Genomic DNA, 23,910 nt, shown 5'->3' on the forward strand with positions numbered 1-23,910 from the left:
CATCGGACGGGAGTGGACCTCCACCGGACCGCCCGGTCCGGGCCGCCGCCGGACACTCCTCGGTCACCGCCATCCCCCCGCCTCCGCTTCCTCATCCGCACCGCGCGTCACCAGCCGCCGGTACCCCGGCTCCGTGTCGAGGAGTTCCCGATGGCTGCCGACCGCCGCCACCCGCCCTCCGGCCAGGTAGTACACCGTGTCCGCGCGGTCCAACAGCAGCGGTGAGGTGGTGGTCAACACCGTCGTCCGCCGGCCGGCGCGGGCCGCGTGCAGCCGCGCCGCCACCGCCGCCTCGGTGTGCGCGTCCACCGCCGAGGTCGGCTCGGCCGCCAGCAGCACCTCCGGATCGGCCAGCAACGCCCGGACCAGCCGCAGCCGCTGCCGCTGGCCGCCGGAGAGCTCCCGGCCCTGCGCCGCCACCGGGCTGTCCAACCCCGCCGGCAGCCCGCGGACGATGTCCTCGGCCGCCGCGGTGTACAAGGCCCCCTCGATCGCCTCCCGACTCCGGTCCCGCCGCCCGCAGACCACCTCGCGCAGGGTGCCGGCGAACAGGTCCGCCTCGTTGTCCGCCACCAGCACCCGGGCCCGCAGCCGCACCGGGTCGACCGCGTCGAGGCGCACCGCCCCCCAGGTCGCCGCCGACTCCGCGAAGCCGCCGAGCCGGTCCAGCACCGCCGCCGACTCCTCCGGGCGCTCCCCGGCCAGCGCGGTCAACGACCCCGGCACCACCTCGACGCCGGACGCCGGATCGCGGAGCACCGCCGGCACCGGGGGCGGCTCCCCGAACGCCGGGCCGTCCGGCTCCCTTGCCTGGCCGTCCGGCTCCCCGCCCCGGCCATCCGGCTCCTTGCCCCGGCCGTCCGGCCTCAGACTCAGGAACCGCACCACCCGGCGCGCCGCCACCCGGCCCCGGGTGAAGTCGTAGCCGGCCTCGATGAAGAACGACACCGGTGCCACCAGCGCCGCCGCATAGCCGTACACCGCCACCAACTGGCCGACGGTGAGGGTGCCCTGGGCCGCCATCCGGGCCGCGAGCCAGGTCACCGCGGCCACGAACAGCGTCGGCAGCCCGACCCCCAGCGCCTGCACCCAACTGGTCACCGCGCCGACCCGATAGCCCTCGCCGCGCAACGCCCGCGCCTCCTGCCCGTACCGCTGGGCGAACACCTCCTTGCCGCCGAGCCCGTTGAGCACCCGCAGCCCGCCGGCAAGGTCCGTCAGCCGGGCCGCCAGCCCGCCCTCCCGCTCGCGGTACCGCGCCTCGACGCCCTCCAGTCGCCCCAGCAGCGGCCCGACCAGCACCGCCAGTACCGGCACCCCCAGCAGCAACACCGCCGCCAGCAGCGGGGAGATGTCCAGCAGCAACACCGCGACCACCACGTAGGCCAGCACCGAGCCGACGCCCGGCCCGACCATCGTCAGCGTCTGGCTGATCACCGCGACGTCGCCGATCCCGATCGTGACGACCTCGCCGGCGCTCACCTGGCGGGGGAGCGCGGCACCCAGCCGCAGGGTGTGCGCCACCAGGGCCCGCACCGTCCGGATGCTGGCATCCATCCGGATCTTGGTCATCGTCCGGTGTCGCCACGTCCCCAGGACGGCGTTGGCCATACCGACGCCGAACAGCGCCGTCGCCCAGATCACCAGCGCGCCCCAGTGCCCCGGGGACAGCCCGTCGTCGATCGCCCGGGACAGTACGTACGGCGGCAGCATCTGCCCCACCATCGACAGGCTGCCCAGCACCGAGCCGGCCGCCGCCCGCCGCCGCTGGCTGGCCACCAGCCACCACAGATAGCCCACCGGACCGCGGTGCTCCGCAACGCCGCCGGTGGTCATGCCACACTCTCCCGCCAGGCCCGGTGCAGCGCCGCGTACCGGCCCTGGCCGGCGATCAGCGCGGCCGGCGCACCGTCCTCCACGATCCGGCCGTCGGCCATCACCAGCACCCGGTCGGCGGACTCCACCGTGGACAGCCGGTGCGCGATCACCAGCGCCGTACGGCCGCGCAGCACCGCGCCCATGGCCCGCTGCACCGCCCGCTCGCCGGGTATGTCCAGCGAACTGGTCGCCTCGTCCAGGATGAGCACCGCCGGATCGGCCAACAACGCCCGGGCGAAGCCGACCAGTTGCCGCTGGCCCGCGGAGAGCCGGCCGCCGCGCTTGCGGACGTCGGTGTCGTAGCCGTCCGGGAGGGCGGTGATGAAGTCATGGGCGCCGATCGCCCGCGCGGCCCGCTCGATCTCCACGCGGTCGGCGTCCGGGCGGCCCAGCGCGATGTTGTCGGCGACCGAGCCGGAGAACAGGAACGCCTCCTGGGTGACCATCACCACCGCGCGGCGCAGCTCGGCGCCGGACAGCTCGCGCAGCTCGACCCCGTCCAGCACCACCCGGCCCTCCGTGGGGTCGTGGAACCGGGCCAGCAACCGGGCGAGGGTGGACTTGCCGGCCCCGGTGGCGCCGACCACCGCGACCGTGGTGCCGGCCGTCAGCGTGAGGTCGAAGCGCGGCAGCACCTCGCCGCCCGTGCGGTACCCGAAGCGGACGCCGCAGAACGCCACTTCGCGGCCGGGCCGGCCGGGGGCGGCGGGCGGCAGCGCCCGCGGTGCGGCGGGCTCGGCCACCGACGGCCGCTGGGCCAGCAGCCCGGCGATCTTCTCCAGTGAGGCGGCCGCGGACTCGTAGGAATTCAGGAACACGCCCAGCCGGTCGATGGGGTCGTACAGCCGGCGCAGGTAGAGGGCCGCGGCGGCCAGCACGCCCAGCGCGAGCGAGTCGGCGGCGACGCGGTAGGCGCCCCACAGGACGATGGCGGCCATCGCGACGTTGGCCACCGTGCGGGAGCCGACGACATAGCGCGCCATCTCCAGGATCGCGTCGCCGTTGGCCTGCCGGTGCCGGGAGTTGAGCCCGGCGAAGGCCGCGTCGTTGGCCGGCTCGCGGCGGAACGCCTGCACCGGGCGGATGCCGCCCAGGGTCTCGGCGAACCGCACGATGACCGACGCGATGGCGGTGGACTTGGCGCGGTACGCCCGCTGCGAGCGGCGCCGGAAGGACCGGACGAGGAGCGTCAGCGGCACCGCGGAGAGCAGTGCCGCGGCGCCCAGGCCCGGGTCCAGCCAGAGCAGGGTCGCCGTGATGTAGAGCGTCGAGAGGACGACCGAGACCAGCTCCTGGAGGCCCTCGTCGAGGAGTTCGCGCAGCGCCTCCACGTCCGTGGTGGCGCGGGAGATCAACCGGCCGGAGGTGTACCGCTCGTGGAAGTCCAGGCCGAGCGCCTGGGCGTGCCGGAAGATCCGGCCGCGCAGGTCCAGCAGCACGTCCTGGCCGGCCCGGGTGGAGAGCCTGACGAAGACCCACTGGAGACCGCCGGCGACCACCGCGCACAGCACGGCCGCCACCGCCAGGAGGAGCAGCGGTCCGCGGTCGCCCGCCCGCAGGGCCGGCACCACCCGGTCGAGGGCGTAGGCGACCAGCAGCGGGCTGGCCTGCGCGGCGGCCTGCTGGAGCAGCAGGGCGGCGGTGGCGGCCGCCACCCGGCCGCGGTGCGGGGCGAGCAGCGAGCCCAGGAGGGCGCGGGAGGCGCCCTTCGGGGTGGGCAGCAGATCCGCCGCGAAGGCGTCCGGGGCGCCGTCCGGGGCGTCGTCCGGCGGGGCCTGCCATGCGTCCGCGGCGGGCTGCCCGGCGCGGAGGCCGGCGCCGGGGCCGTCGCCGCCGTCGCCGCCAGGGCCGTCGACCGGCCGGCCGGTCTCCGTCGTCGTCATGGTGTGCCCTCCCCCTCCGGTCGCCCGGTGCCGTCGCGCTCCGGGCCGCCCGACATCAGCGCCGCGTACTCGGCGTTCTCCCGCAGGAGTTGGTGGTGGGTGCCGACGGCGGCGATCCGGCCGCCGGACAGCAGCGCCACCCGGTCGGCGAGCAGCACCGTGGACGGGCGGTGGGCGACCACCAGCGCGGTGGTGGTCGCCAGCACGTCCCGCAGGGCCGCCTCCACCCGGGCCTCGGTGTGCACGTCGAGCGCGGAGAGCGGGTCGTCGAGGACCAGGAAGCGGGGGCGGCCGACCACCGCGCGGGCCAGTGCCAGCCGCTGCCGCTGCCCGCCCGACAGGCTCATCCCCTGCTCGCCGACCCCGGTGACGGTGCCCTGCGGGAGGGCGTTCACGAACTCCTCGGCCTGTGCCACCCGCAGCGCCCGCCGCAGATCCGCCGCCCGGTCCGGCTCCGGCCCGTCCGCCGCGCCCATCAGGACGTTCTCCGCCACCGTCGTGGAGAACAGGGTCGGCTCCTCGAAGGCCACCGCGACCTGCGTCCGCGCCTCCTCGCGGGTGAGCGTGGCCAGGTCCCGGCCGTCCAGGGTGATCCGGCCCGCGGTCGGGTCGTACAGCCGCGGCACCAGCGCCGTCAGGGTGGTCTTGCCGCTGCCGGTCGCGCCGACCAGCGCCATCGTCTCCCCGGGCCGGATGTGGAGATCGACGCCCCGGAGGGTCGGCGGGGAGCCGGGGGCCGCGTCGGGATACCGGAACTCCACGCCCTCGAAGACCAGCCCGCCGCCGGCCCGGGCACCGTCGGCGGCCGTCGCTCGCGGGCCGGTGCCGTCCTCCGTCACCGGCGGCTCGTCCAGCACCTCGAAGTACCGGTCGGCCGCCGTCGCCGCGGCGCTGCTCATCGCCAGCAGGAAGCCGATCGAGTCGACCGGCCAGCGCAGCGCCAGCGCCGTCGACAGGAACGCGACGAGGGTGCCCGCGGAGAGCTGTCCATCGGCCACCTGGACGGTGCCGAGCACCAGCGCGGCGCCCAGCGCCAACTCCGGGAGGAGGGTGTTGACGCCCCAGATGGCGGCCAGCAGACGGGCCTTGCGGAGCTCGGTGGCGCGGACCGTGCGGGCCAGCTCGCGGAACGCACGGGCCTGGCTGCGGTGCCGCCCGAACCCCTTGATGATCCGGATGCCGAGCACCGACTCCTCGACGACCGTGGTCAGATCGCCGACCTGGTCCTGGGCCCGGCGCGCGGCCTGCCCGTACTTGGCCTGGAAGGCCGAGCACACCGCCATCAGCGGCAGCACCGGTGCGATCAACAGCAGCCCCAGCGACCACTGCTGGGCCATCAGGAGCACCCCGCCCACCGCGATCGTCGCGCCGTTGACCAGCAGGAACGTCAGGGGGAAGACCAGGAACAGGCGCAGCAGCTGGAGGTCGGTGGTGGCCCGGGAGAGCAACTGCCCCGAGGCCCAGCGGTCGTGGAAGGTCACCGGCAGCCGCTGCACATGGCGGTAGAGCGCGTCGCGCATCGCCGCCTCCACCGCGGCGGTGGGACGCGCCACCAGCCACCGCCGCAGCCCGAAGAGGAGCGCCTCGGCGATCCCGAGCAGCAGCAAGTACCCGCCGCCCAGCCACACCCCGCCGGTGTCCTGGTGGGACACCGGCCCGTCCACCAGCCACTTGAGCACCAGCGGAATGACCACCGAGAGGCAGGACGCCACCACCGCCACGGCCGCCGCGGTGAACAGCCGCGCCCGCACCGGCCGCACGAACGGCCACAGGCGGAGCAGCGAGCGGACTGCGGAGCGCCGTACCGCTCCGGTCCGCTCGTCGGGGGACGTCGAACGCATGGTCGTGGCCATCACCTGCGAGCGTAAGGCGCGCCACTGACAATGCTCATGCGGTTTTCGCCCGGGCGTCCGGAACGGGGCCGGGCCGGGCCGGTAACCACTCCTGCGCCGAAGTGGCCGTGGTGTGACGTCAGTTCACGGTCCCGGCCAGGCGGCGGTCATTCCGGCACGGCCCGGAACAGCAGCACCGTCCGCCCCGGCACGGTGAGTTCGCCGCCCGCCGTGAACGACGCGCACTCCGGCGGCCGTTCGGTCGGTCCGCCAGGTCCGCCAGGTGTGTCAGCTCCGTCCGGTCCGCCCGGTGGCGGCTCGGCCGAGGTGTCCACCAGGAGCTCGTACGTGCCGGCCCAGGGGAGGCCGGGCAGGATCACCGTCCGGGGCGCGGCGTCGGCGTGCAGGACGGCGAGGAAGCTGTCGTCGGTGACGCGGACGCCGCGGGCGTCGCGCTGCGGGATGTCGTTGCCGGAGAGGTACATGGCCAGGGTGGCGCCGGGGGCGTACCAGTCCTGTTCGGTCATCTCCGTGCCGTCCGCGCCGAACCACGCCAGGTCGCGCAGGCCGCCGCGGCGCTGCGGACGGCCGGAGAAGAACGCCCGGCGGCGCAGCACGGGGTGGGCGCGGCGCAGCGCGATCAGGCGGGCGGTGAGCGTGGCCAGGGCCCGCCAATGGGGGTCGGCCAGCAGCGACCAGTCCAGCCAGCCGGTGGGGTTGTCCTGGCAGTAGGCGTTGTTGTTGCCGTCCTGGGTGCGGCCCATCTCGTCGCCGGCCACCAGCATCGGCACGCCGGTGGACAGCAGCAGGGTGGTCAGCAGGTTGCGGAGCTGGCGGCGGCGCAGCGCGGTGACGTCCACATCGTCGGTCTCGCCCTCGGCGCCGCAGTTCCAGGACCGGTTGTCGTGGGTGCCGTCCTGGTTGTCCTCGCCGTTGGCCTCGTTGTGCTTGTGGTCGTAACTGACCAGGTCGCGCAGGGTGAAACCGTCGTGCGCGGTGATGAAGTTGACCGAGGCGTACGGGCGGCGGCCGCCCCAGGCGTAGAGGTCGCTCGACCCGGAGAGCCGGTAGCCCAGGTCGCGGACGTCCCCGGTGGCGCCGCGCCAGAAGTCCCGGACGGTGTCCCGGTAGCGGTCGTTCCACTCGGTCCACAGGGGCGGGAAGGCGCCGACCTGGTAGCCGCCGGAGCCGATGTCCCACGGCTCGGCGATGAGCTTGACCCGGCGCAGGACGGGGTCCTGGGCGATCACCGCGAGGAACGGGGAGAGCATGTCCACGTCGTGCAGGGAACGGGCCAGGGCGGCCGCCAGGTCGAAACGGAAGCCGTCCACGCCCATTTCGGTGACCCAGTAGCGCAGCGAATCGGTGATCAGCCGCAGGACGTGGGGCTGGACGACGTGCAGGGTGTTGCCGCACCCGGTGTAGTCGGCGTAGCGGCGCGGGTCCCCTTGGAGGCGGTAGTAGCCGCGGTTGTCGATACCGCGCAGGGAGAGGGTCGGGCCCCGTTCGCCGGCCTCCGCGGTGTGGTTGTAGACGACGTCCAGGATCACCTCGATACCGGCGTCGTGCAGCGCCCGGACCATCCGCTTGAACTCGCCGACCTGCTGGCCGCGGGTCCCGGTGGCGGCGTAGCCGGCGTGCGGCGCGAAGTAGCCGATGGAGTTGTAGCCCCAGTAGTTGCGCAGCCCCCGGCGCACCAGGTGGTCCTCGTGCGCGAACTGGTGGACCGGCAGCAGTTCGACGGCGGTCACCCCCAGCCGGGTCAGGTGCGCCAGCGCGGCCGGGTGCGCGAGCCCGGCGTAGGTGCCGCGCAGCCGCTCCGGGATGCCCGGATGGCGCATCGTGAACCCCCGGACGTGCAGCTCGTAGAGGACGGAATCCGGCCAGGGCGTCTTGGGCCGCCGGTCGTCCTGCCACTCGTCGGCCCCGTCGGCCCCGTTGCCCTCCTCGCCGACCACCACCCCCTTGGGGACGTACGGCGCCGAGTCGCGGTCGTCCCGCACGGTGTCGGCGATGTGCTGCTCGGGCCAGTCCCGGACGTGCCCGTACAGCTGGGCGGGCAGCGCCGGACCGGCGGGCGCGGCCTCGGTGCGGGTGCCGAAGTCGCCGTCCACGGCCCGGGCGTACGGGTCCAGCAGCAGCTTCGCCGGGTTCCAGCGGGCGCCGGTCCAGGGGTCCCAGCGGCCGTGCACCCGGTAGCCGTAGCGCTGCCCGGGGCGGACGCCGGGCAGGAAGCCGTGCCAGATCTCGTGGGTCAGCTCGGTGAGGAGGTGGCGCGTCTCCTGCCCCTCGTCGTCGAAGAGACACAGTTCGACGGCCTCGGCGCCGCCCGCCCACAGGGCGAAGTTGGTGCCCGCGTCACCGTCCGGCCCGGTGCGGTAGCGGGCCCCCAGGGGCGTCGGGCTGCCGGGGCGGACGTCCGCGGGCGGGGCGAGCGGTTCGTCCGCCACCGCCTGCTGCTCGGGTGCGCTGGACACGTGCCGGCCTCCTGCGGCTGAAGGGCTCGGTCGGGCGGCGGCGTCCGGGCCAGGGGGTACCTCCCAGCGTGAGCCGGGGGAGCGTCCCGGCCGGGTGCGGGGCCGTCGCCCGTCGTGCGGTGCACGGGGGTGCACTGTTGTTCTGCCCGCAACCGGGCGTTGCCTCACGCTTTCCGCCCCCGCGCACTCCCGTTGCCGGGCTCCGCGCGGCACGGCCCACCGGACGCCCCGCGCACCCGCCCCCGTCCACGGGGAGACGCGTCCATGACATCCCCTTTCGCGGCATACCGCCCAACTTGCGAATCATCCGTCACAATCCGGCATATGAGCGGCCATCACTCTCACCGACCAGGGGACGGCACCGGCGGCCGTGCCGCGGACCGCGCACCGGCGGACGGCCCGGCGGCCCGCCGCGCACTGCGCGCGCCCCGCGGGACGGCGACGCCCCGGCCGCCCCGCCTCCGCCGCGCCGCCCGCGCGCTGCTGGTCGCGCTCACCGGCGCGGCGGCGCTGGCCGGCTGCGGTGACCGGGACGTCTTCCTTGGCGGCGCACCGCCCGCCCCGGAGGAGGCGATCCGGATCCTCCCGGGCGACGGCGCCCGCGGCGTACGGGCCAACGGGCGGCTGGAGGTCCGGGTCCCGGAGGGCCGACTGGAGCGGGTCGAGGTCAGCCGGACCGGCGGCGGCGCCCGGCAGTCGGTCGCCGGCCGGATCTCCCGGGACGGCACGATCTGGCGGCCGGTGACCGACTCCCTCGAACTCGCCTCCCGGTACAGCGTCGACGCCACCGCACTGGACGACTCCGGTCACCGCACCACCCGGCACACCACCTTCAGCACCTTCACGCCCCCGCACCGCGTCATCGGCTCCTACTCGCCGGAGAGCGGCACCACCGTCGGCACCGGCCTGATCTTCTCGCTGGTCTTCAACCGGCCGATCCTGGACCGCGCCGCCGTGGAGCGCGCGGTCACCGTCAGCGCCCGCCCCGCCGTCGAGATCGCACCCCACTGGTTCGGCTACCGCAGGCTGGACTTCCGGCCCCGTAACCGCTGGCGGCCGGGCACCCGCCTCACCGTCCACCTGCGGCTGCGCGAGGTACGGACCGGCCCGGGCGCCTACGGGATCCAGCACAAGACCCTGCACTACCAGGTGGGCCGCGACCAGATCAGTAGCGTCGACGCGGCCGGGCACACGCTGACCGTCCGCCGCGACGGCCGGGTGGTGGCCACCCTCCCGGTCACCGCGGGCAACGCCGAGAACCCCACCTACAACGGGACGATGGTGATCCTGGAGCGGCACGCGGTGACCCGGATGGACGGCGACACCGTCGGCTTCGGCACCGAGTACGACATCCCGGACGTGCCGCACGCCATGCGGCTGACCCGGTCCGGGACCTTCCTGCACGGCAACTACTGGGCGCCGCCCGGGGTCTTCGGCGGTCTCAACACCAGCCACGGCTGCGTCGGCTTGAAGGACGTCCGCGGCGGCGGCCCGGACACCCCGGCCGGCTGGCTCTACCGGAACTCGATCGTCGGCGACACCGTGGAGGTCCACAACTCCCCGGACCGCACCGTCGCCCCCGACAACGGCCTGGGCGGCTGGAACCTGCCGTGGGCCGCCTGGCGGGCGGGTAGCGCGCTGCGCTGAACCGGCTCCCGCCCGCGCGCCCGCGGAGCACCCCCGGGCGCTCGTACGCATGCCCGCGCCGCCACCCGCCGCTCGCGACTAAACGGTGACCTTCAGGGGGAGTTCACTGTCGGTGCGGTGTGGTTATCTAGCGGCACGCACCCGGCCGACGACGTCCGGGCGCGGGGGACCGCGGGCCGTGCGAGGGGGAAGGGGCCAGTCGTGAACGTCCAGCCGATGGCGGGGGAGTCGGTGCACCGGCGGCGGGTGCGCCGCCCGGGTGCGCCACTCGCCCTGCTGCTCGCTCCGCTGCTGCTGTTGGTCTCCGCCTGCGGTGGCGACGAGGGCGGCAAGCCGTCCGGGCGGACCGGGGCGGACACCGCCGCCTCACGGGCCGCCGTGGTGATAGCCCCCCAGGACGGCACCCGGGACGTGGCCACCAGCGGCGCCCTGAACGTGACCGCCCAGAAGGGCAGGCTGCGGTCCGTCAAGGTCACCGATGCCAAGGGCAACGCGATCGACGGGAAGATATCCGGCGACGGCGCCCGGTGGCGGCCCAGCAGCCACCTCGGCGCCTCGACGCGGTACACCGTCGACGCGGTGGCGGTGGACGCCCGGGGCCGACAGGCCGCCGAGCACACCACGTTCACCACGCTCGTCCCGAAGAACACCTTCATCGGCCAGTACACCCCGGAGAACGGCGAGCGGGTCGGCGTCGGGATGCCGGTCTCGATCCGCTTCACCCGCGGCATCACCAACCCCCGGGCCGTCGAGAAGGCCATCAGCGTCACCGCGCGGCCCGCCGTCCCGGTCGCCGGCCACTGGTTCGGCAACGACCGCCTCGACTTCCGCCCCGAGAAGTACTGGACACCGGGCACCAAGGTCACCCTCCGGCTCAACCTCGACGGCGTCGAGGGCCGCCCGGGCGTCTACGGCACCCAGGCCAAGCAGGTCTCGTTCACCATCGGCCGCAGCCAGGTCAGCACCGTCGACGCCCACGCGAAGCAGATGACGGTGGTCCGCGACGGCAAGACCCTGCGGACCGTGCCGATCACCGCGGGCGCCCCGGGCACCGAGACCTACAACGGCCAGATGGTGATCAGCGAGAAGCACCCGGTGACGCGGATGAACGGCCAGACCGTCGGCTATGGCGGCGAGTACGACATCAAGGACGTCCCGCACGCCATGCGGCTGAGCACCTCCGGCACCTTCATCCACGGCAACTACTGGTCGGGCCGGGCGACGTTCGGCACCCGCAACGCCAGCCACGGCTGCGTCGGCCTCTACGACCAGCGCGGCGGCGGCGACCCCGACACCCCGGCGGCCTGGTTCTACCGGAATTCGCTCATCGGCGACGTGGTCATCGTCAAGAACTCCCACGACCACACCATCCAGCCCGACAACGGCTTCGGCGACTGGAACCTCTCCTGGGAGAAGTGGCGGGCCCCATAGGGCCGCGGCCCGGGCGGAAAGACGGCCGAGGGCGGGGCGGCGCGCGGCGTTAACGCGTACTAACCTGCCCGCATGACTGTGCATCTTGAGGTCGCCGACGGCGTCGGCACCATCCGCCTGGACCGCCCGCCGATGAACGCCCTGGACGTCGCCACCCAGGACCGGCTCCGCGAACTGGCCGAGGAGGCCGGCCGGCGGGACGACGTCCGCGCCGTCGTGCTCTGGGGCGGCGAGAAGGTGTTCGCGGCCGGTGCGGACATCAAGGAAATGCAGGCCATGGACCACGCGGCCATGGTCCTGCGCTCCAAGGCCCTCCAGGACTCCTTCACCGCGGTGGCCCGGATCCCCAAGCCGGTGGTCGCCGCACTCACCGGCTACGCCCTCGGCGGCGGCTGCGAACTGGCGCTCTGCGCCGACTTCCGGATCGCCGCCGAGAACGCCAAGCTGGGCCAGCCCGAGATCCTGCTCGGCCTGATCCCGGGCGCCGGCGGCACCCAGCGGCTGGCGCGCCTGGTGGGCCCGTCGAAGGCCAAGGACCTGATCTTCACCGGCCGGCACGTGAAGGCCGCGGAGGCGCTGGCCATCGGCCTGGTGGACCGGGTGGTGCCGGCCGACGAGGTCTACGCGCAGGCGCACGCCTGGGCGGCACGGCTGACGGCCGGGCCGGCGCTGGCGCTGCGGGCCGCCAAGGAATCCGTCGACGCGGGCCTGGAGACCGACATCGACACCGGGTTGACGATCGAACGCAACTGGTTCGCCGGGCTGTTCGCCACCGAGGACCGACAGATCGGCATGCGCAGCTTCGTCGAGGAGGGACCGGGCAAGGCCAAGTTCCGCTGATGTCACTGGTGTTGACGGGGCGTGTGGGGTTTGGCTGGTACGCCATGCCTCGTGTGGGCGAATTGCGGAAAACTTAATTGCGCCTTAAAGGGGCCGTGTTGGCGGCTCCCGGCGGTCCCTCGCGCATACGAGGTTCCCGCAGGTCAGCGCGGTACGGTCGAACCCCGGCTGCCGTTGGCATATGTCCTGGGGTGGCGCGGAGCCGACGATTCCGGACAACGGATTCCGCAGGTTCCGCCACCCGAGGCGCCGCCGAGCGGCCATCATGGAGGGCATGGCGGGCCTCGAAGGAATGGAGCAGCCGCGGCCGCGGGCCGGTACGGCCGCCGCGGGCTGGGAGACCCCCGATGCGGACGGGGCGGCGACCCCGGCTCCGGTCGGTCCGGTGCCCGTCGGGCTCGACCTGGTCGGTGACCCGACCCTGGGCGAGGTCAGACTCCCCTCGCGCCCCCAGTCCGCGCGGACCGCGCGCCGGCTGACCGCCGCCATCCTCCTCAAGCAGTGGTCCCTCTCGCCCCAACTCGCCGAGCACTCCGTGCTGCTGGTCTCCGAACTGGTCGGCAACGCCGTACGGCACACCGGGGCCCGCACGTTCGGGCTGCGGATACTGCGCCGACGTGGCTGGATCCGGGTGGAGGTGCGCGACCCCTCGCGCGGACTGCCGTGCCTGATGCCCGTCCAGGCGATGGACGTCAGCGGCCGGGGGCTCTTCCTCGTCGACAAGCTCTCGGACCGCTGGGGCGTGGATCTGCTCCCGCGCGGCAAGACGACCTGGTTCGAGGTCCGGGTCAACGACCGCTGACCCCGCCGGCCCGCACACCGCCCCCGTGAAACGGGACTGGGGCCCTCCCGCGGGGTGTCGCGGGGTGGGCCCCAGTGCCCGGCCGCCCGCGGGCGGAAGGGGTGGGGCCCGCGCGGCCGGAGGCGACCGGCCCGCGCCGCGGGGGTCGCCGCGACCGACTATGGCAGGCCCGACCGCCGCCGACCAAAGCCGACAAACCGGATACATGCGGATGTCGCACCATCAAAGGGGAGGTGCGCCGGGGTGAGCTATGCCACCACGGGCGCCCGGTGCCGACGGTCCGTAGGATGGGAGGTTCCCGACGACACGGACCGAGAGCGAGGGGGAGGGACCATGCACCGGCTGCGCCGCTCGGCGACGCTGACCCTGCTGCTCCTCCTGGCGGTCGCCTTCGGGCCACTGCTCTGCCGGATCGGCGGCGACCAGGCATGGCTCGCCGGCCGCGCGGCCGCTGCCGCCGAGATCTGGCGGACCGGCCCCGTGGGTCCGGCCGTGGCGTCCGCCGTGCAGACCGCCGCCACCGCCCCGACAGCGGTGGCCGACTCCGTCAAGAACTGCTCCGGCCGCCATGCGCCGAGCCAGGGCGAGGCCGCGCCGCTGCCCGCCCCGCACCGCGCCGAGCTGCTCGCCCCGGACGCCTCCGCCCCCGGGCCGCTCGCCGCGGACCTACCCCACCGGTTCGCCCTGGCCCGCCCACCCACCGGCGCCGCACCCGCCACGGACCACACCGCGCTCCTGCCCGTACTGCGGATATAGGCCGCCCGGCCACCACCCCGGCTGCCCCCTCTTCCGCACACCCCTTCCGTACGTCAGGAGCTTTCGCATGCCCACGTCCGCCTCACCCACCCGCAAAATCGCCGCCGTCGGCGCGGTCCTCGCGCTCGTGGTGGCGGTGATCGCCATCGCCGTCGCGGTCGGCAAGGCCGTCGAGAACGGCCGGGACACCCCCGCCTCCCCCGGTGCCGCCGCCTCCGTCGAGCCCCAGGAGGACGCCGGACAGCAGAAGCTGTACGACGACCTCGCGGCCCGCACCAGCCGGCGCACCGCCGGCGACCCGCTCGCGGTCGGCAAGCCGGACGCCCCGGTCGTCCTCGTCGAGTACGCCGACTACCAGTGCTCGTTCTGCGGCCGCTTCACCCGGGAGACCCAGCCCGAGCTGGTCAAGAAGTTCGTCGACGCCGGCACCCTGCGCATCGAGTTCCGCAACTTCCCGGTCTTCGGCGCCGACTCCGAGCGGGCCGCCCGCGCCTCCTGGGCCGCCGGCCAGCAGGGGAAGTTCTGGCAGCTGCACGACGTGCTCTACGCCGAGACCCGCAAGGGCGACGCGCTCGCCGAGGACAAGCTGGTCGAGCTGGCCCGCACCGCCGGCGTGCCGGACCTGACGAAGTTCCGCGCCGACCTGGGCGGCCCGGCGGCCGCCCAGGCCCTGAAGAAGGACCAGGACGAGGGCTACCAGCTCGGGGTGCAGTCCACCCCGTCCTTCCTGGTCAACGGCCGGCCGATCGCCGGAGCGCAGGAGACCGGGGTCTTCGAGCAGGCGATCCGGCAGGCCGCCGCGGCGGCCGGGAAGCACGGCGGCGCGGGGGCCGGGAAGTGACCACCGACATCGGCTACCTCGCCGCGTTCCTGGGCGGCACGCTGGCGCTGGTCAGCCCGTGCAGCGCCCTGCTGCTCCCGGCGTTCTTCGCGTACTCGCTGGCCAGCCCCGGCCGGCTGCTGGCCCGCACCGGGGTGTTCTACCTGGGGCTGGCCACGACGCTGGTGCCGCTGGGCGCGGCCAGCACGGCCGCCAGCCGGCTCTTCAACGGCCACCGCGACCTGCTGATCGCCCTCGGCGGCTGGGTCGTCATCGCGCTCGGCGTGGCCCAGATCCTCGGCCTGGGCTTCGCCTCCCGGCGGGCCCAGGCCGCGGCCGCCCGGATCACCCCGCGCACCGCGCTCTCGACCTTCCTGCTCGGCTGCGTCTACGGTCTGGCCGGCTTCTGCGCCGGGCCGATCCTCGGCGCGGTGCTGACCGTGACGGCGGTCAGCGGCTCCCCGGTCTACGGCGCCTCGATGCTCGCCGTCTACGCGCTGGGCATGGCGCTGCCGCTGTTCGTGCTGGCCCTGCTGTGGGACCGCTTCCGGCTCGGCACCCGGGGCTGGCTGCGCGGCCGCGAGCTGACCCTCGGCCGGCTGCGGCTGCACACCACGTCGCTGATCTCCGGGGCGTTCTTCCTCGGCATCGGCGTGCTGTTCCTGAGCTTCAACGGGACCAGCGCACTGCCCGGGATCCTGGACGCGGATGCCGAGGCCGGGCTGGAGGGCTGGGCGGCCCGGCTGGGGAACGGCGTACCGGACGCGGTGCTGCTCGCGCTGGCCGCGCTGGCTGTCGCCGCGGTGCTGGGCCGGATCGCCCTGCGGCCGGAACGGAAGCGGGACGCCGCGGCGGAACGCCGGGCCGCCGAGCCCGAAGGCCCGGACCCGGGATCCCGCTAGGTCCGGTCCGGTGGGTCGGGGGCGGAGAGTCCCCGGCCGTGATCCACCGGGCCGGCCCCGGGCCCGCCCCGATCCGCCGCAGGGGCCCTACGCGCTCAGCCGGCGGTGCCAGCCGGGGTGCGGCCGGGGGCGCGGGCGGGCGTGCGGGCGGACGTGCGGATGCTGCGCGTCGGCCCGGCGGCGCCGGTCGTTGCAGAGCAGGCATTTGCCGTAGCCCGCCGGAAGGGGATCTTCCGGGTCGCCGTAGAGCGGGTCCACGGCGCCGTTGGGATGCAGTGTGCAGCCCGTCGGGCCGGTGGTCGGGGCCCCCAGCGAGCTGGCGGCGGTCAGCGCCTGGCGGAGGACGTCGACGAGTTGGTCGGCGTCCCGCCGGGTCGGTGCCGAGCGGAGCGCGGAGGCGAGGTCGGAGGCAGTGGTCAGCGCGGTCTGGAGTTCGTGCAGGCGTGCGTCACCCATGCCGTGGAGAGTAAGCGGCCCCACTGACAGTTGATCTTCCGATCGCACTTCGTGGCTTCCCATGGCGGGATGCATGCCCGCTGTGGCCCACGGTTTAGCACCGGGCCGGTGACCGCTCCCTTGCCGGAGTATGACCGGATGGTGCGCGGCCGTCCGCGCCCGCGGACGGCCGCACCCGCCCGTCTCAGGGCGCGATCGGCAGCGCCCGCTTGTGGGCGGTGAGGCGGTAGCGGCGGTCGATCGCCCGGAAGGCGGCGTCGTCGACCGGCCGGCCCTCCAGGAAGTCGTCGATCTGGTCGTAGCTGACGCCGAGCGCGTCCTCGTCGGGCTTGCCCGGGTCGAGGGTCTCCAGGTCGGCCGTGGGGACCTTGTGGACCAGTTCGGCGGGGGCGCCCAGCGCCTTGGCGACGGCCCGCACCCGGCGCTTGGTCAGCCCGGTCAGCGGGACCACGTCGGCCGCGCCGTCGCCGAACTTGGTGAAGAAGCCGGAGACCGCCTCGGCGGCGTGGTCGGTGCCCACGACCAGGCCGTTCTCCGCACCGGCCACCGCGTACTGGGCGATCATGCGCTGCCGGGCCTTGATGTTGCCGTGCACGAAGTCCTGGTGGTGCGCGTCGCGGAAGGTGACGCCGCCGGCCACGGCCGCGGCCAGCGCCGCGTCACTGGCCGGGCGGACGTCGACGGTCAGCAGCCGGTCCGCGCGGAGGAACTCCACCGCCCGCTGCGCGTCCTTCTCGTCGGCCTGCTCGCCGTAGGGCAGCCGCATCGCGTAGAACGTCGCGTCGTGGCCCTCGGCGCGGGCCCGCTCCACCGCGAGCTGGCAGAGCCGGCCCGCGGTGGTGGAGTCGACCCCGCCGCTGATGCCCAGCACCAGGGAGCGCAGACCCGTGGTGGTCAGCTGCGCTGTGAGGAAGGACACCCGGCGCTCGATCTCCTGCGCGGCGTCGAACTCCGCGGGCACCTGGAGTTCGCGGGCTATCTCCTGCTGCCGGGCCTTGGCCGCCGGGTCCGTCACGGGTGCTCCTTACGCTTTTCGTCACGCACTGTTCGTCAGTCGCGCGATCGTGTCACGCGGAGTGTCCGCCAGGCGTATCCGGATACTGCCGGAGAAGTTTATGCGGGGTGCGCCCACTTCTTGAGCTCGGCCTTGCTGGCGAAAGTCGCGACGTTCTTGTCCAGCGGCGAATCGGTGTACTGGTGGATACGCCACTTCGCCTTGATCCGCGGCTGTCCGGCGGTGACGTAGTCGGCGATCCACAGTCCGTCCGCGGCATACGACGTGGTGTCCCGGTTCAACCAGAAATCACGGTTGCAGTAGAGCAGTACGCGGTGGGTGGGACGCAGTTTCTTGACCTCCAGGAGGAACTGGTCCTTCTGCGCGTTGCTGGCGTAGCTGCCGTCGCCGGTGGTCTCCCAGTCGGCGGCCAGGAGATCGCCCTGGACCGATGCGCATTTCTCCACGAAATAGCGTGCCTGGGCGGCGACATTCCCCGGCCACAGGAAGTGGTAGAAACCGACCACGGCACCCGCTTCCCGGGCCCGGGCCGCCTGGGCCGACTGGTGCGGATTGACGTAGGAGCGGCCTTCGGTGGCCTTGATGAACACGAAGTCCAGTCCATTGGCGGAATATCCGGTGTTGTAGGAGCTGACATCGACACCGTGCAGCATGAGCGGCCTCCTGCCCATCGGACCTGCGGAATGCGAAGCGTCATCTGCTCGAAGTGGCAGCCGCCCCTGAGCAGTTCAGCATGTTCACGACCGGAGACGCCAGATTGCCGCGCCGAAGTTCCCTACGGCGCGGGCGAGTTGGGTGACGCACGGCGCGGATGGGGCGGGTGGTGCAGAAGGGGTAGCTGCCCGGTGCGGCGGCAGGCGGCCGGTGCGGTGCGGGGTGTGCGGCGCGGGTGTGCGGCCGTTTCAGGTCCGTTCGTTCCCCCGGGTCAGCGCGCGTGCCCGGATCCGGGCTCCGCCGAGCGCGCGGCGTACGGCCCGGGACCGTCGGGTGGTCCGCAACTCCGCGAAGAGTAGCCGGTAGTGCTCGGCGACCGGCTCGGGGCCGTGCCGGCGGGCGCTCTCCAGCGCGGCCGCCCCCAGAGTCCGCCGGCGCGCCGGGTCCCCGGCCAGGTCCAGCAGCGCCCCGGCCAACGCCCGCCCGTCGTCGCGCGGCCCCAGTACCCCGCCCCCGCCGGCGTGGATCAGCTCGGTGGGGCCCGGCGGGCGGCCGGTGCCGACGACCGGGACGCCGCGCCGCATCGCCTCGACCAGGGCCGGGCCGGACGCCTCGGTGTCCGAGGCCGAGGCGGCGATCGACGCCCCGGCGAACTCCGCCCCGTCCGGTGAGCGCGGCCCGGCCAGTTCGGCCCGGCCGGTCAGCCCCAGCCCGTCGATCAGGCTCCGCAGCCGGGCGCGTTCGGGGCCCTCGCCGTGGATCCGCAGCCGCCAGCCGGGGTGCTTGGCGCAGACCGCGGAGAACGCCTCGACCAGCAGCTCGAAGCGCTCGCCGGGGATCAGCCGGCCGGCCGCCACGATGGTCGGCGGGTCGGCGTTGGCGTCCGGGGCGGTGACGGCTGCTCGGGTGCCGGCTGGCGGGTGCGCGGCGGTCCCGGCGTCGGCGTCGGCGTCCGGTGCGGCGGGGGGAGCGGCGGGCGCGGGGATGACGGCCGGCAGCGCCAGCACCCGCACCCCGGGCAGCGGCAGCCGCGTCCGCCAGCGGGCCGCAGCCCCCTCGGTGGTGGTGACCAATGCGTCCAACGCCCGGTAGGGGCGGGCGAGTTCGGCGTGCAGGAGGGCGTCGTACGCGTCGTACGGCAGCGGCTCCTGGGCGATCCGCAGTGCCCGGCGGGGGCCGAAGCGGGCCAGGTAGACGTTGACCCCGGACCGGGTCCCGATGAGGACGTCGGCGTCGGTGCCGCGCAGGAACTCCGCGGCCCGTAGATCGACCAGCCGGCTGTACTGGTGGTGGTGCCGGTCGGCGGCCGGGAAGTCCAGCGCGGGCTCGCCGAACAGCGGGTGCGCCATGTCGTCACTGCCCACCCGGGTGTCCACCAGCGGCACCAGGCGCAGCCGGGGGTCCACCGTGCACCGCGGGACCTCGCGGTGCCGCAGCATCGAGACCAGCTCGACGTCGTGGCGGTCGGCGAGCGCGGTGGCGAACGCGAGCGTGCCGCGCAGGGCGGCGCCGACGGCGTAGGCGTTGTGCAGCAGCAGCGTGATCTTCATGCGGTGTCTTCCGGGGTGTCGCGCCCAAGGGGCCCGTACCGTTCCCCGGGCGCCGGGCCGTCCGTACTGCCGGCCGGGCCGGGCCCGCGGCCGGTCCCCGCGGGCGGCCCGTCCGGCATCGGCCACCGTTGCGGGACCGGGTAAGCCGAGGGCGTGGCTCGGGTGAGAGACCGGTAAGAAAGCGCCGGCGACCCGGCCGCCGGTCGGCTCCCCGGAGGGGCCTTGGCACACTGGCCGGGTGACACACTCCGTGCTGCTCGCCGAGGACGACCGCCCCATCCGCGCCGCGCTGGAACGTGCCCTGACCCTGGAGGGGTACCAGGTCACCGCCGTCGCCGACGGCATCCAGGCGCTGGCCGCCGCCCACCGGGAGCGGCCGGACGTGATCCTGCTGGACGTGATGATGCCGGGGATCGACGGGCTCCAGGTCTGCCAGGTGCTGCGCGCCGAACAGGACCGCACCCCGATCCTGATGCTGACCGCCCGGGTCGAGACCGCGGACCGGATCGCCGGGCTGGACGCCGGGGCCGACGACTACGTGGTCAAACCGTTCGAGGTCGAGGAGGTCTTCGCGCGGCTGCGGGCGCTGCTGCGGCGTACCACGCCGGCGGCCGGCGACGGCGCCGGGCCCGGCGAGCCCGGTGAGGGGTACGACGCCCGGGCCGCCGGGAGCGGCGTCGTCGAGGCGGCCGACCTGCGGATCGACGGCCCCTCGCGGCGCGCCTGGCGCGGGGCGCGCGAACTGGAGCTGACCCGCACCGAGTTCGAGCTGCTGGAGCTACTGGCCCGCAATGCCGGAATTGTCCTGGACCACCCCACGATCTACGACCGGATATGGGGCTACGACTTCGGACCCGGCTCGAAGAACCTCGCCGTCTACGTCGGCTACCTCCGGCGGAAGGTCGACGTGCCGGGCAGCCACCCGCTGATCCACACGGTGCGCGGCGTCGGCTACGTCCTCCGGGAGGACTGAGTGCCCGGGCGCCGCGGCCGACTCGCCCGGCCACCGTCGACCCGCCGGGTCGCGCGGTGGCTGCCGGCCTGGCTGCGCGCCCGCAAACCGGCCAGCCTGCGCACCTCCTTCGCGCTGGCCTTCGCCGTCGGCGCCGCCGGGGTGACCGTCCTGGTCGGCTTCCTCAGCTACGACTCGGCCGCCCGGCTGGTGCGGCTGGACGAGAAGTCGGTCTTCAACGAGGTCGTCCGGGACCTGCGGGCCCAGGTGCGGGAGCGCCCGCACACCCCCGCCGACTACCTCGCCGACCCCGGCGTCGACCCCGGTGGGCCGCGCGACGAACTGGCCGGCGCCACCCGTACCGACGTGCAGGTACTGGCCGCCGGCGGGCGGATCGCCGAGGCCGGGCACCCCGCGCTGCCGGCCGGCGAGCGCGAACGGCAGCTCACCGCCCGACGGGAGGCCGGCAGCTACGAGGAACGGGTGGCCGTCCTCGGCGACGAGGAGTACCACGTCGCCACCGTCGCGCTCGGCGACGGGCGCGGCGCCGTCCAGGTCGCCCAGAAGTTCAGCGGCACCGAGGACCTGATCTCCGCGCTCCAACAGCGCACCGTGCTGCTGGCCGCCGGGGTGATCGCGCTGGCCGGGGCGGTCGGCTGGTGGCTGGCCCGCCGGATCACCGGGCGGCTGGTCCGGCTGACCGCGGTCGCCGAGAGCGTCGCCGCGCACGGCCGGGTGGACGTGGCGGTGCCGGTCGCGGGCCGGGACGAGGTCGCCCGGCTCGGGCGGGCCTTCGACGACATGCTCGGTCGGTTGACCACCGCGGTGCGCGATCAGCAGCGGCTGGTCCAGGACGCCGGGCACGAGCTGCGCACCCCGTTGACCTCGCTGCGCACCAATATCTCGCTGCTCAAGCGCTTCGACGAGCTGCCGGCGGACGCCCGCGAGGAGCTGCTCGCCGACCTGGCCGGCGAGGCCCGGGAGCTGACCGACCTGGTCAACGAGCTGGTCGACCTGGCGGCCGGGCAGCGCGATGACGACCCGCCGTCGGACGTCGACCTGGCCGAGGTCGCCGACCGCGCGGCCGCCGCGGCCCGCCGCCGCACCGGCCGCGAGATCACCCTGCGGACCGACCGCCCGGCGGTCGTCGAGGGCCGCCCGGCCGCCCTGCACCGGGCGCTCGGCAACCTCCTGGAGAACGCCGCCAAGTTCGACGCCGACGGCACCACGCCCATCGACATCGTGGTCACCGGGGCCCGCGTCGAGGTCCTGGACCGCGGCCCGGGCATCGCGGACTGTGACCTCCCCTACGTCTTCGACCGCTTCTACCGCGCCCCGGCCGCCCGCGGCCTGCCCGGCTCCGGGCTCGGTCTGGCCATCGTCTGGGAGATCGCGGCGGCCCACGGCGGCCGTGCCTTCGCCGCCGCCCGCGCCGGCGGCGGCGCCCGGCTGGGCTTCACGGTGGGCGACGACGGCCCTGACCCGCGGCCCGGCCGGGCGGCCGTGGACGCCGGCGGGTGACGTGCCGCCTGCGGTGACGAGCCCCGTCAGCCCGGTCAGTCGGGTCCGCCCCGTCAGTCCGGTCAGCCCGGTCAGTCTGGTCCGCTCGGTCCGGGCACCGGGCGCCAGGTGCCCGGCGCCCGGCGCCGCGTCCGCTCCGTCGGGGCCGCCGGGTCCCCGGTGCGGGGGCCGGCGCGGCGCCCGCTAACGGCCCGGCTGCTCCCTCTGGGCCGTCTCCACGGTCTGGTGGAGATCGGCCGCCGCGTCCACCGCACCCGCCGCGGAGAAGGCGACACAGGCCAGCAGGGCGGCCGCTATCAGCCGGCGGCCATCCGGCAGCACCCGGCCACGGGGGCGGTCCGCCGGCCGGTCGGGGGTGAGCAGGGCGGCGACCCGGCGGGGCACCGGGCCGCTCGTCGCGGCCAGTGCGGTGCTCGGGCGGGGGACCGCCGCGGTGTGCGCCCGGGCGGCCAGCGCGGCGCGGCCGATGGCCCGGGCGGTGACCTGCCGGTCGCCCACCCGGGAAGCGGCGGACTCGTCGGCCCAGCGCTCCAGCGCGTACGCCAGCGGGGCCTTGAGCCCGCGGAGCAGCGGGTGGCAGGCCGCGGCCAGCGCGACGGTGAGCAGGAAGAGGTGGTGGCGGCCCATGAGGTGGGCGCGCTCGTGGGCGAACAGGGCCTCCCGCTCGGCCGGCGGCAACGCCCGCAGCATCCCGGCGGTGACCACCACCCGGCCCGGCCGGCCCGGGAGGGCGTAGGCGTCGGGCTCCGCGTCCGGCAGGACGCACAGGTCGCCGGCGAGGCCGTGGGCGTCGGCGGTGCGCCGGGCGGCGCGCAGCTCGGCGCGGTGCCGCAGGGCGCGGCGGGCGACCGCGAGCGCGCAGCAGGCCAGCAGCGCACCGGCGATCGGGGCGGCCGGGACGGTCACCGCCGCATCGGTGCCCGGCAGCGCCCGCTCCAGATGGCCGAAGGCCGCGACCGGTGGCAATCGCAGCGCCCCGGCGGCCGTGAGCAGCCCCAGCGCCGCGGCCGTGCAGGCGGCCAGGGCGGCGGCGCAGCCGGTCAGCAGCCAGGCCGCGGCGCGCGGCGGCAGCGACTCGGCGAGCCGGCGGGCGGTCGGCACCGCCAGCAGCGGCATCAGCAGCGGGATCCAGACGGCGAAGATCATGGCGCGGTCCCGGACCCGGGCAGTCGGCCGCCGGCAGCGCCATCAGGGCCGCCTGGTTCGGCCTCGTCCAGCAGGGTGCGGAGCAGCTGCTCGTCCTCGATGGTTAGCTCGGAGACGAAGCGGGCGAGCGCGGTGGTGCGGTCGTCCTGCTTGTCCAGCTCGCTGCGCATCCGCCGGGCGGTCAGGCCGGCGGAGTCGTGTATCGGCGAATAGGCGAAGCCGCGGCCGGCCCGGGAGCGGGACACCGCGCCCTTGTCGTGCAGCCGGCTGAGGATGGTCGTGACGGTCGTCCGGGCGAGCCGGCCGTCCAGTTCGCCCTGCACTTCGGCCGGGGTCAAGGGTTCTCCGGCCGCCCACAGGGCCGCCAACACGCTCGCCTCCAGCTCGCCGGCGGGGCGACGAGCCGAGGGTGATGTCTCCGACATGGAACGCCCTCCACCATCCCGTCGTCTACAGTTTTGTAGACCGTCTACTGGTCTGTAGACGGTGGGTCGGCCGGTCGGCGGACCCGCAACCCATTATGGGAGGGGCCACCGACATGGCCGTAGCGGCCGTGGCACTGCACGCCAGTACCGTCACCCAGGCGGTCAACATCCTCGACGCCGGCTCACTGCTCGCCGCCTTCGGCGCGCTCGGCGTCGCCGTCGTCCTGTTCGCCGAGACCGGCCTCCTGGTCGGCTTCTTCCTGCCCGGCGACTCCCTGCTGTTCACCGCCGGGCTGCTGTGCGCGCCCGGCGTCGGCGGCGCCGTCCACCTCGCCCTGCCGCAGGTGCTCCTTGCCGCGGCTATCGGCACGCTCCTCGGCTCCCAGACCGGCTACTGGATCGGCCGGCGCGGCGGCCGCACGCTGCTCGCCCGCGGCCGGTCCCGCAAGCTCCAGGAGGGCGCCGCCCGCGCCGAGGAGTACCTGACGCGCTACGGCCACGCCAAGGCGATCGTCCTGGCCCGCTTCGTACCGATCGTCCGCACCGTGCTCAACCCGCTGGCCGGCGCCCTGAACGTGCCGGTCCGCACCTACACCCTCTGGCAGGTCACCGGTGGCCTGATCTGGACGATCGGCCTCACGCTCGCCGGGTACGCCCTGGGCTCCTCGGTACCCAACGTCGACCGGTACCTCCTCCCGGTCATCGCCCTCGTGGTCCTGGTGTCGCTGGCCCCGATCGCCCTGGAAGTGCTCCGCTCCCGCAAGCAGCGCCGGGCCGGTGGGCCGGCCGCGGAGCCCACCGATGCGCCGGATCCCGCCACCGTGCCACCGGCACCCTGAACGACCCGGCACACTTACTGGAGCACACCGGGCGGTCAGCGCACCACCAGGACCGCCCGGCACCCAGCCCACGCACCACGCACC

At 74.9% G+C, this 23,910-nt stretch carries 20 protein-coding genes; 10 read left to right on the top strand and 10 right to left on the bottom strand.

Features of this window, described 5'->3' with window-relative positions:
* Nucleotides 1-63: 63 nt before the first annotated feature.
* The 4 genes from ACO0M4_RS03095 to glgX form a co-directional block, all read right to left on the bottom strand.
* A complete protein-coding gene (locus ACO0M4_RS03095) occupies nucleotides 64-1,836 on the bottom strand; it encodes an ABC transporter transmembrane domain-containing protein (protein ID WP_430368021.1) in 1,773 nt (590 codons plus the stop codon).
* A complete protein-coding gene (locus ACO0M4_RS03100) occupies nucleotides 1,833-3,761 on the bottom strand; it encodes an ABC transporter ATP-binding protein (RefSeq protein ID WP_430368023.1) in 1,929 nt (642 codons plus the stop codon). The genes ACO0M4_RS03095 and ACO0M4_RS03100 overlap by 4 nt, the downstream gene beginning before the upstream one ends.
* Nucleotides 3,758-5,614, bottom strand: coding sequence for an ABC transporter ATP-binding protein (locus tag ACO0M4_RS03105; RefSeq protein ID WP_430368025.1), 1,857 nt, complete (start codon nucleotides 5,612-5,614; stop codon nucleotides 3,758-3,760). Before ACO0M4_RS03105 ends, ACO0M4_RS03100 begins: the two co-directional genes overlap by 4 nt.
* Before the next feature lie 146 nt (nucleotides 5,615-5,760).
* Nucleotides 5,761-8,070: a glycogen debranching protein GlgX gene (gene glgX, locus ACO0M4_RS03110; protein ID WP_430368026.1), complete on the bottom strand. Its 2,310-nt coding sequence runs from the start codon at nucleotides 8,068-8,070 to the stop codon at nucleotides 5,761-5,763.
* 324 nt (nucleotides 8,071-8,394) lie between these two features.
* On the opposite strand from glgX, the gene ACO0M4_RS03115 reads away from it, so the two are divergent.
* The 7 genes from ACO0M4_RS03115 to ACO0M4_RS03145 all read left to right on the top strand — a co-directional run bounded on the left by ACO0M4_RS03115 (nucleotide 8,395) and on the right by ACO0M4_RS03145 (nucleotide 15,268).
* The gene (locus ACO0M4_RS03115; RefSeq protein ID WP_430368028.1) at nucleotides 8,395-9,717 is read left to right on the top strand and encodes an Ig-like domain-containing protein; all 1,323 of its coding nucleotides are present in this window, start codon (nucleotides 8,395-8,397) and stop codon (nucleotides 9,715-9,717) included.
* Nucleotides 9,718-9,918: 201 nt separating this feature from the next.
* A complete protein-coding gene (locus ACO0M4_RS03120) occupies nucleotides 9,919-11,148 on the top strand; it encodes a L,D-transpeptidase (protein WP_430368030.1) in 1,230 nt (409 codons plus the stop codon).
* A gap of 72 nt (nucleotides 11,149-11,220) precedes the next feature.
* A complete protein-coding gene (locus ACO0M4_RS03125; protein ID WP_430368032.1) occupies nucleotides 11,221-11,988 on the top strand; it encodes an enoyl-CoA hydratase/isomerase family protein in 768 nt (255 codons plus the stop codon).
* 262 nt (nucleotides 11,989-12,250) lie between these two features.
* Nucleotides 12,251-12,790 carry an ATP-binding protein gene (locus ACO0M4_RS03130; RefSeq protein WP_430371219.1) on the top strand — a complete coding sequence of 180 codons (540 nt, stop codon included), beginning with the start codon at nucleotides 12,251-12,253 and terminating at the stop codon, nucleotides 12,788-12,790.
* A gap of 333 nt (nucleotides 12,791-13,123) precedes the next feature.
* On the top strand, nucleotides 13,124-13,546 hold the full coding sequence (locus tag ACO0M4_RS03135; protein ID WP_430368034.1) for a hypothetical protein: 423 nt from the start codon (nucleotides 13,124-13,126) through the stop codon (nucleotides 13,544-13,546).
* 67 nt (nucleotides 13,547-13,613) lie between these two features.
* Nucleotides 13,614-14,387: a DsbA family protein gene (locus ACO0M4_RS03140; protein ID WP_430368036.1), complete on the top strand. Its 774-nt coding sequence runs from the start codon at nucleotides 13,614-13,616 to the stop codon at nucleotides 14,385-14,387.
* Complete coding sequence (locus tag ACO0M4_RS03145) at nucleotides 14,384-15,268, top strand: cytochrome c biogenesis CcdA family protein (RefSeq protein ID WP_430368038.1); 885 nt, start codon at nucleotides 14,384-14,386, stop codon at nucleotides 15,266-15,268. The genes ACO0M4_RS03140 and ACO0M4_RS03145 overlap by 4 nt, the downstream gene beginning before the upstream one ends.
* Before the next feature lie 87 nt (nucleotides 15,269-15,355).
* Here ACO0M4_RS03145 and ACO0M4_RS03150 read toward each other — a convergent pair whose 3' ends face one another.
* The 4 genes from ACO0M4_RS03150 to ACO0M4_RS03165 all read right to left on the bottom strand — a co-directional run bounded on the left by ACO0M4_RS03150 (nucleotide 15,356) and on the right by ACO0M4_RS03165 (nucleotide 18,943).
* Nucleotides 15,356-15,724, bottom strand: a complete 369-nt coding sequence (locus ACO0M4_RS03150; protein WP_430368040.1) for a hypothetical protein — start codon at nucleotides 15,722-15,724, stop codon at nucleotides 15,356-15,358.
* A gap of 184 nt (nucleotides 15,725-15,908) precedes the next feature.
* On the bottom strand, nucleotides 15,909-16,739 hold the full coding sequence (nadE, locus tag ACO0M4_RS03155) for an ammonia-dependent NAD(+) synthetase (protein WP_430368042.1): 831 nt from the start codon (nucleotides 16,737-16,739) through the stop codon (nucleotides 15,909-15,911).
* A gap of 98 nt (nucleotides 16,740-16,837) precedes the next feature.
* Nucleotides 16,838-17,392, bottom strand: coding sequence for a GH25 family lysozyme (locus ACO0M4_RS03160; protein ID WP_430368044.1), 555 nt, complete (start codon nucleotides 17,390-17,392; stop codon nucleotides 16,838-16,840).
* Nucleotides 17,393-17,641: 249 nt separating this feature from the next.
* The gene (locus ACO0M4_RS03165; protein ID WP_430368045.1) at nucleotides 17,642-18,943 is read right to left on the bottom strand and encodes a glycosyltransferase; all 1,302 of its coding nucleotides are present in this window, start codon (nucleotides 18,941-18,943) and stop codon (nucleotides 17,642-17,644) included.
* Between the two features lie 238 nt (nucleotides 18,944-19,181).
* Between ACO0M4_RS03165 and ACO0M4_RS03170 the strand changes: the two genes are divergently transcribed.
* The gene (locus ACO0M4_RS03170; RefSeq protein WP_430368047.1) at nucleotides 19,182-19,916 is read left to right on the top strand and encodes a response regulator transcription factor; all 735 of its coding nucleotides are present in this window, start codon (nucleotides 19,182-19,184) and stop codon (nucleotides 19,914-19,916) included.
* A complete protein-coding gene (locus ACO0M4_RS03175) occupies nucleotides 19,917-21,416 on the top strand; it encodes a sensor histidine kinase (protein ID WP_430368049.1) in 1,500 nt (499 codons plus the stop codon). It abuts the gene before it with no gap.
* A 183-nt stretch (nucleotides 21,417-21,599) separates the two neighbouring features.
* Here the strand turns inward: ACO0M4_RS03175 and ACO0M4_RS03180 are convergent, their stop codons facing one another.
* Together ACO0M4_RS03180 and ACO0M4_RS03185 are read right to left on the bottom strand one after the other, a co-directional pair.
* Complete coding sequence (locus ACO0M4_RS03180) at nucleotides 21,600-22,562, bottom strand: M56 family metallopeptidase (protein WP_430368050.1); 963 nt, start codon at nucleotides 22,560-22,562, stop codon at nucleotides 21,600-21,602.
* The gene (locus tag ACO0M4_RS03185) at nucleotides 22,559-22,987 is read right to left on the bottom strand and encodes a BlaI/MecI/CopY family transcriptional regulator (RefSeq protein ID WP_430368052.1); all 429 of its coding nucleotides are present in this window, start codon (nucleotides 22,985-22,987) and stop codon (nucleotides 22,559-22,561) included. Before ACO0M4_RS03185 ends, ACO0M4_RS03180 begins: the two co-directional genes overlap by 4 nt.
* 113 nt (nucleotides 22,988-23,100) lie before the next feature.
* Here ACO0M4_RS03185 and ACO0M4_RS03190 point away from each other — a divergent pair, with 113 nt between their 5' ends.
* Complete coding sequence (locus ACO0M4_RS03190; protein WP_430368053.1) at nucleotides 23,101-23,826, top strand: DedA family protein; 726 nt, start codon at nucleotides 23,101-23,103, stop codon at nucleotides 23,824-23,826.
* Nucleotides 23,827-23,910 lie beyond the last annotated feature (84 nt).

It is taken from the genome of Streptomyces sp. RGM 3693, from assembly GCF_050471125.1.
In the GTDB taxonomy this organism is placed as follows: Bacteria; Actinomycetota; Actinomycetes; order Streptomycetales; family Streptomycetaceae; genus Streptomyces.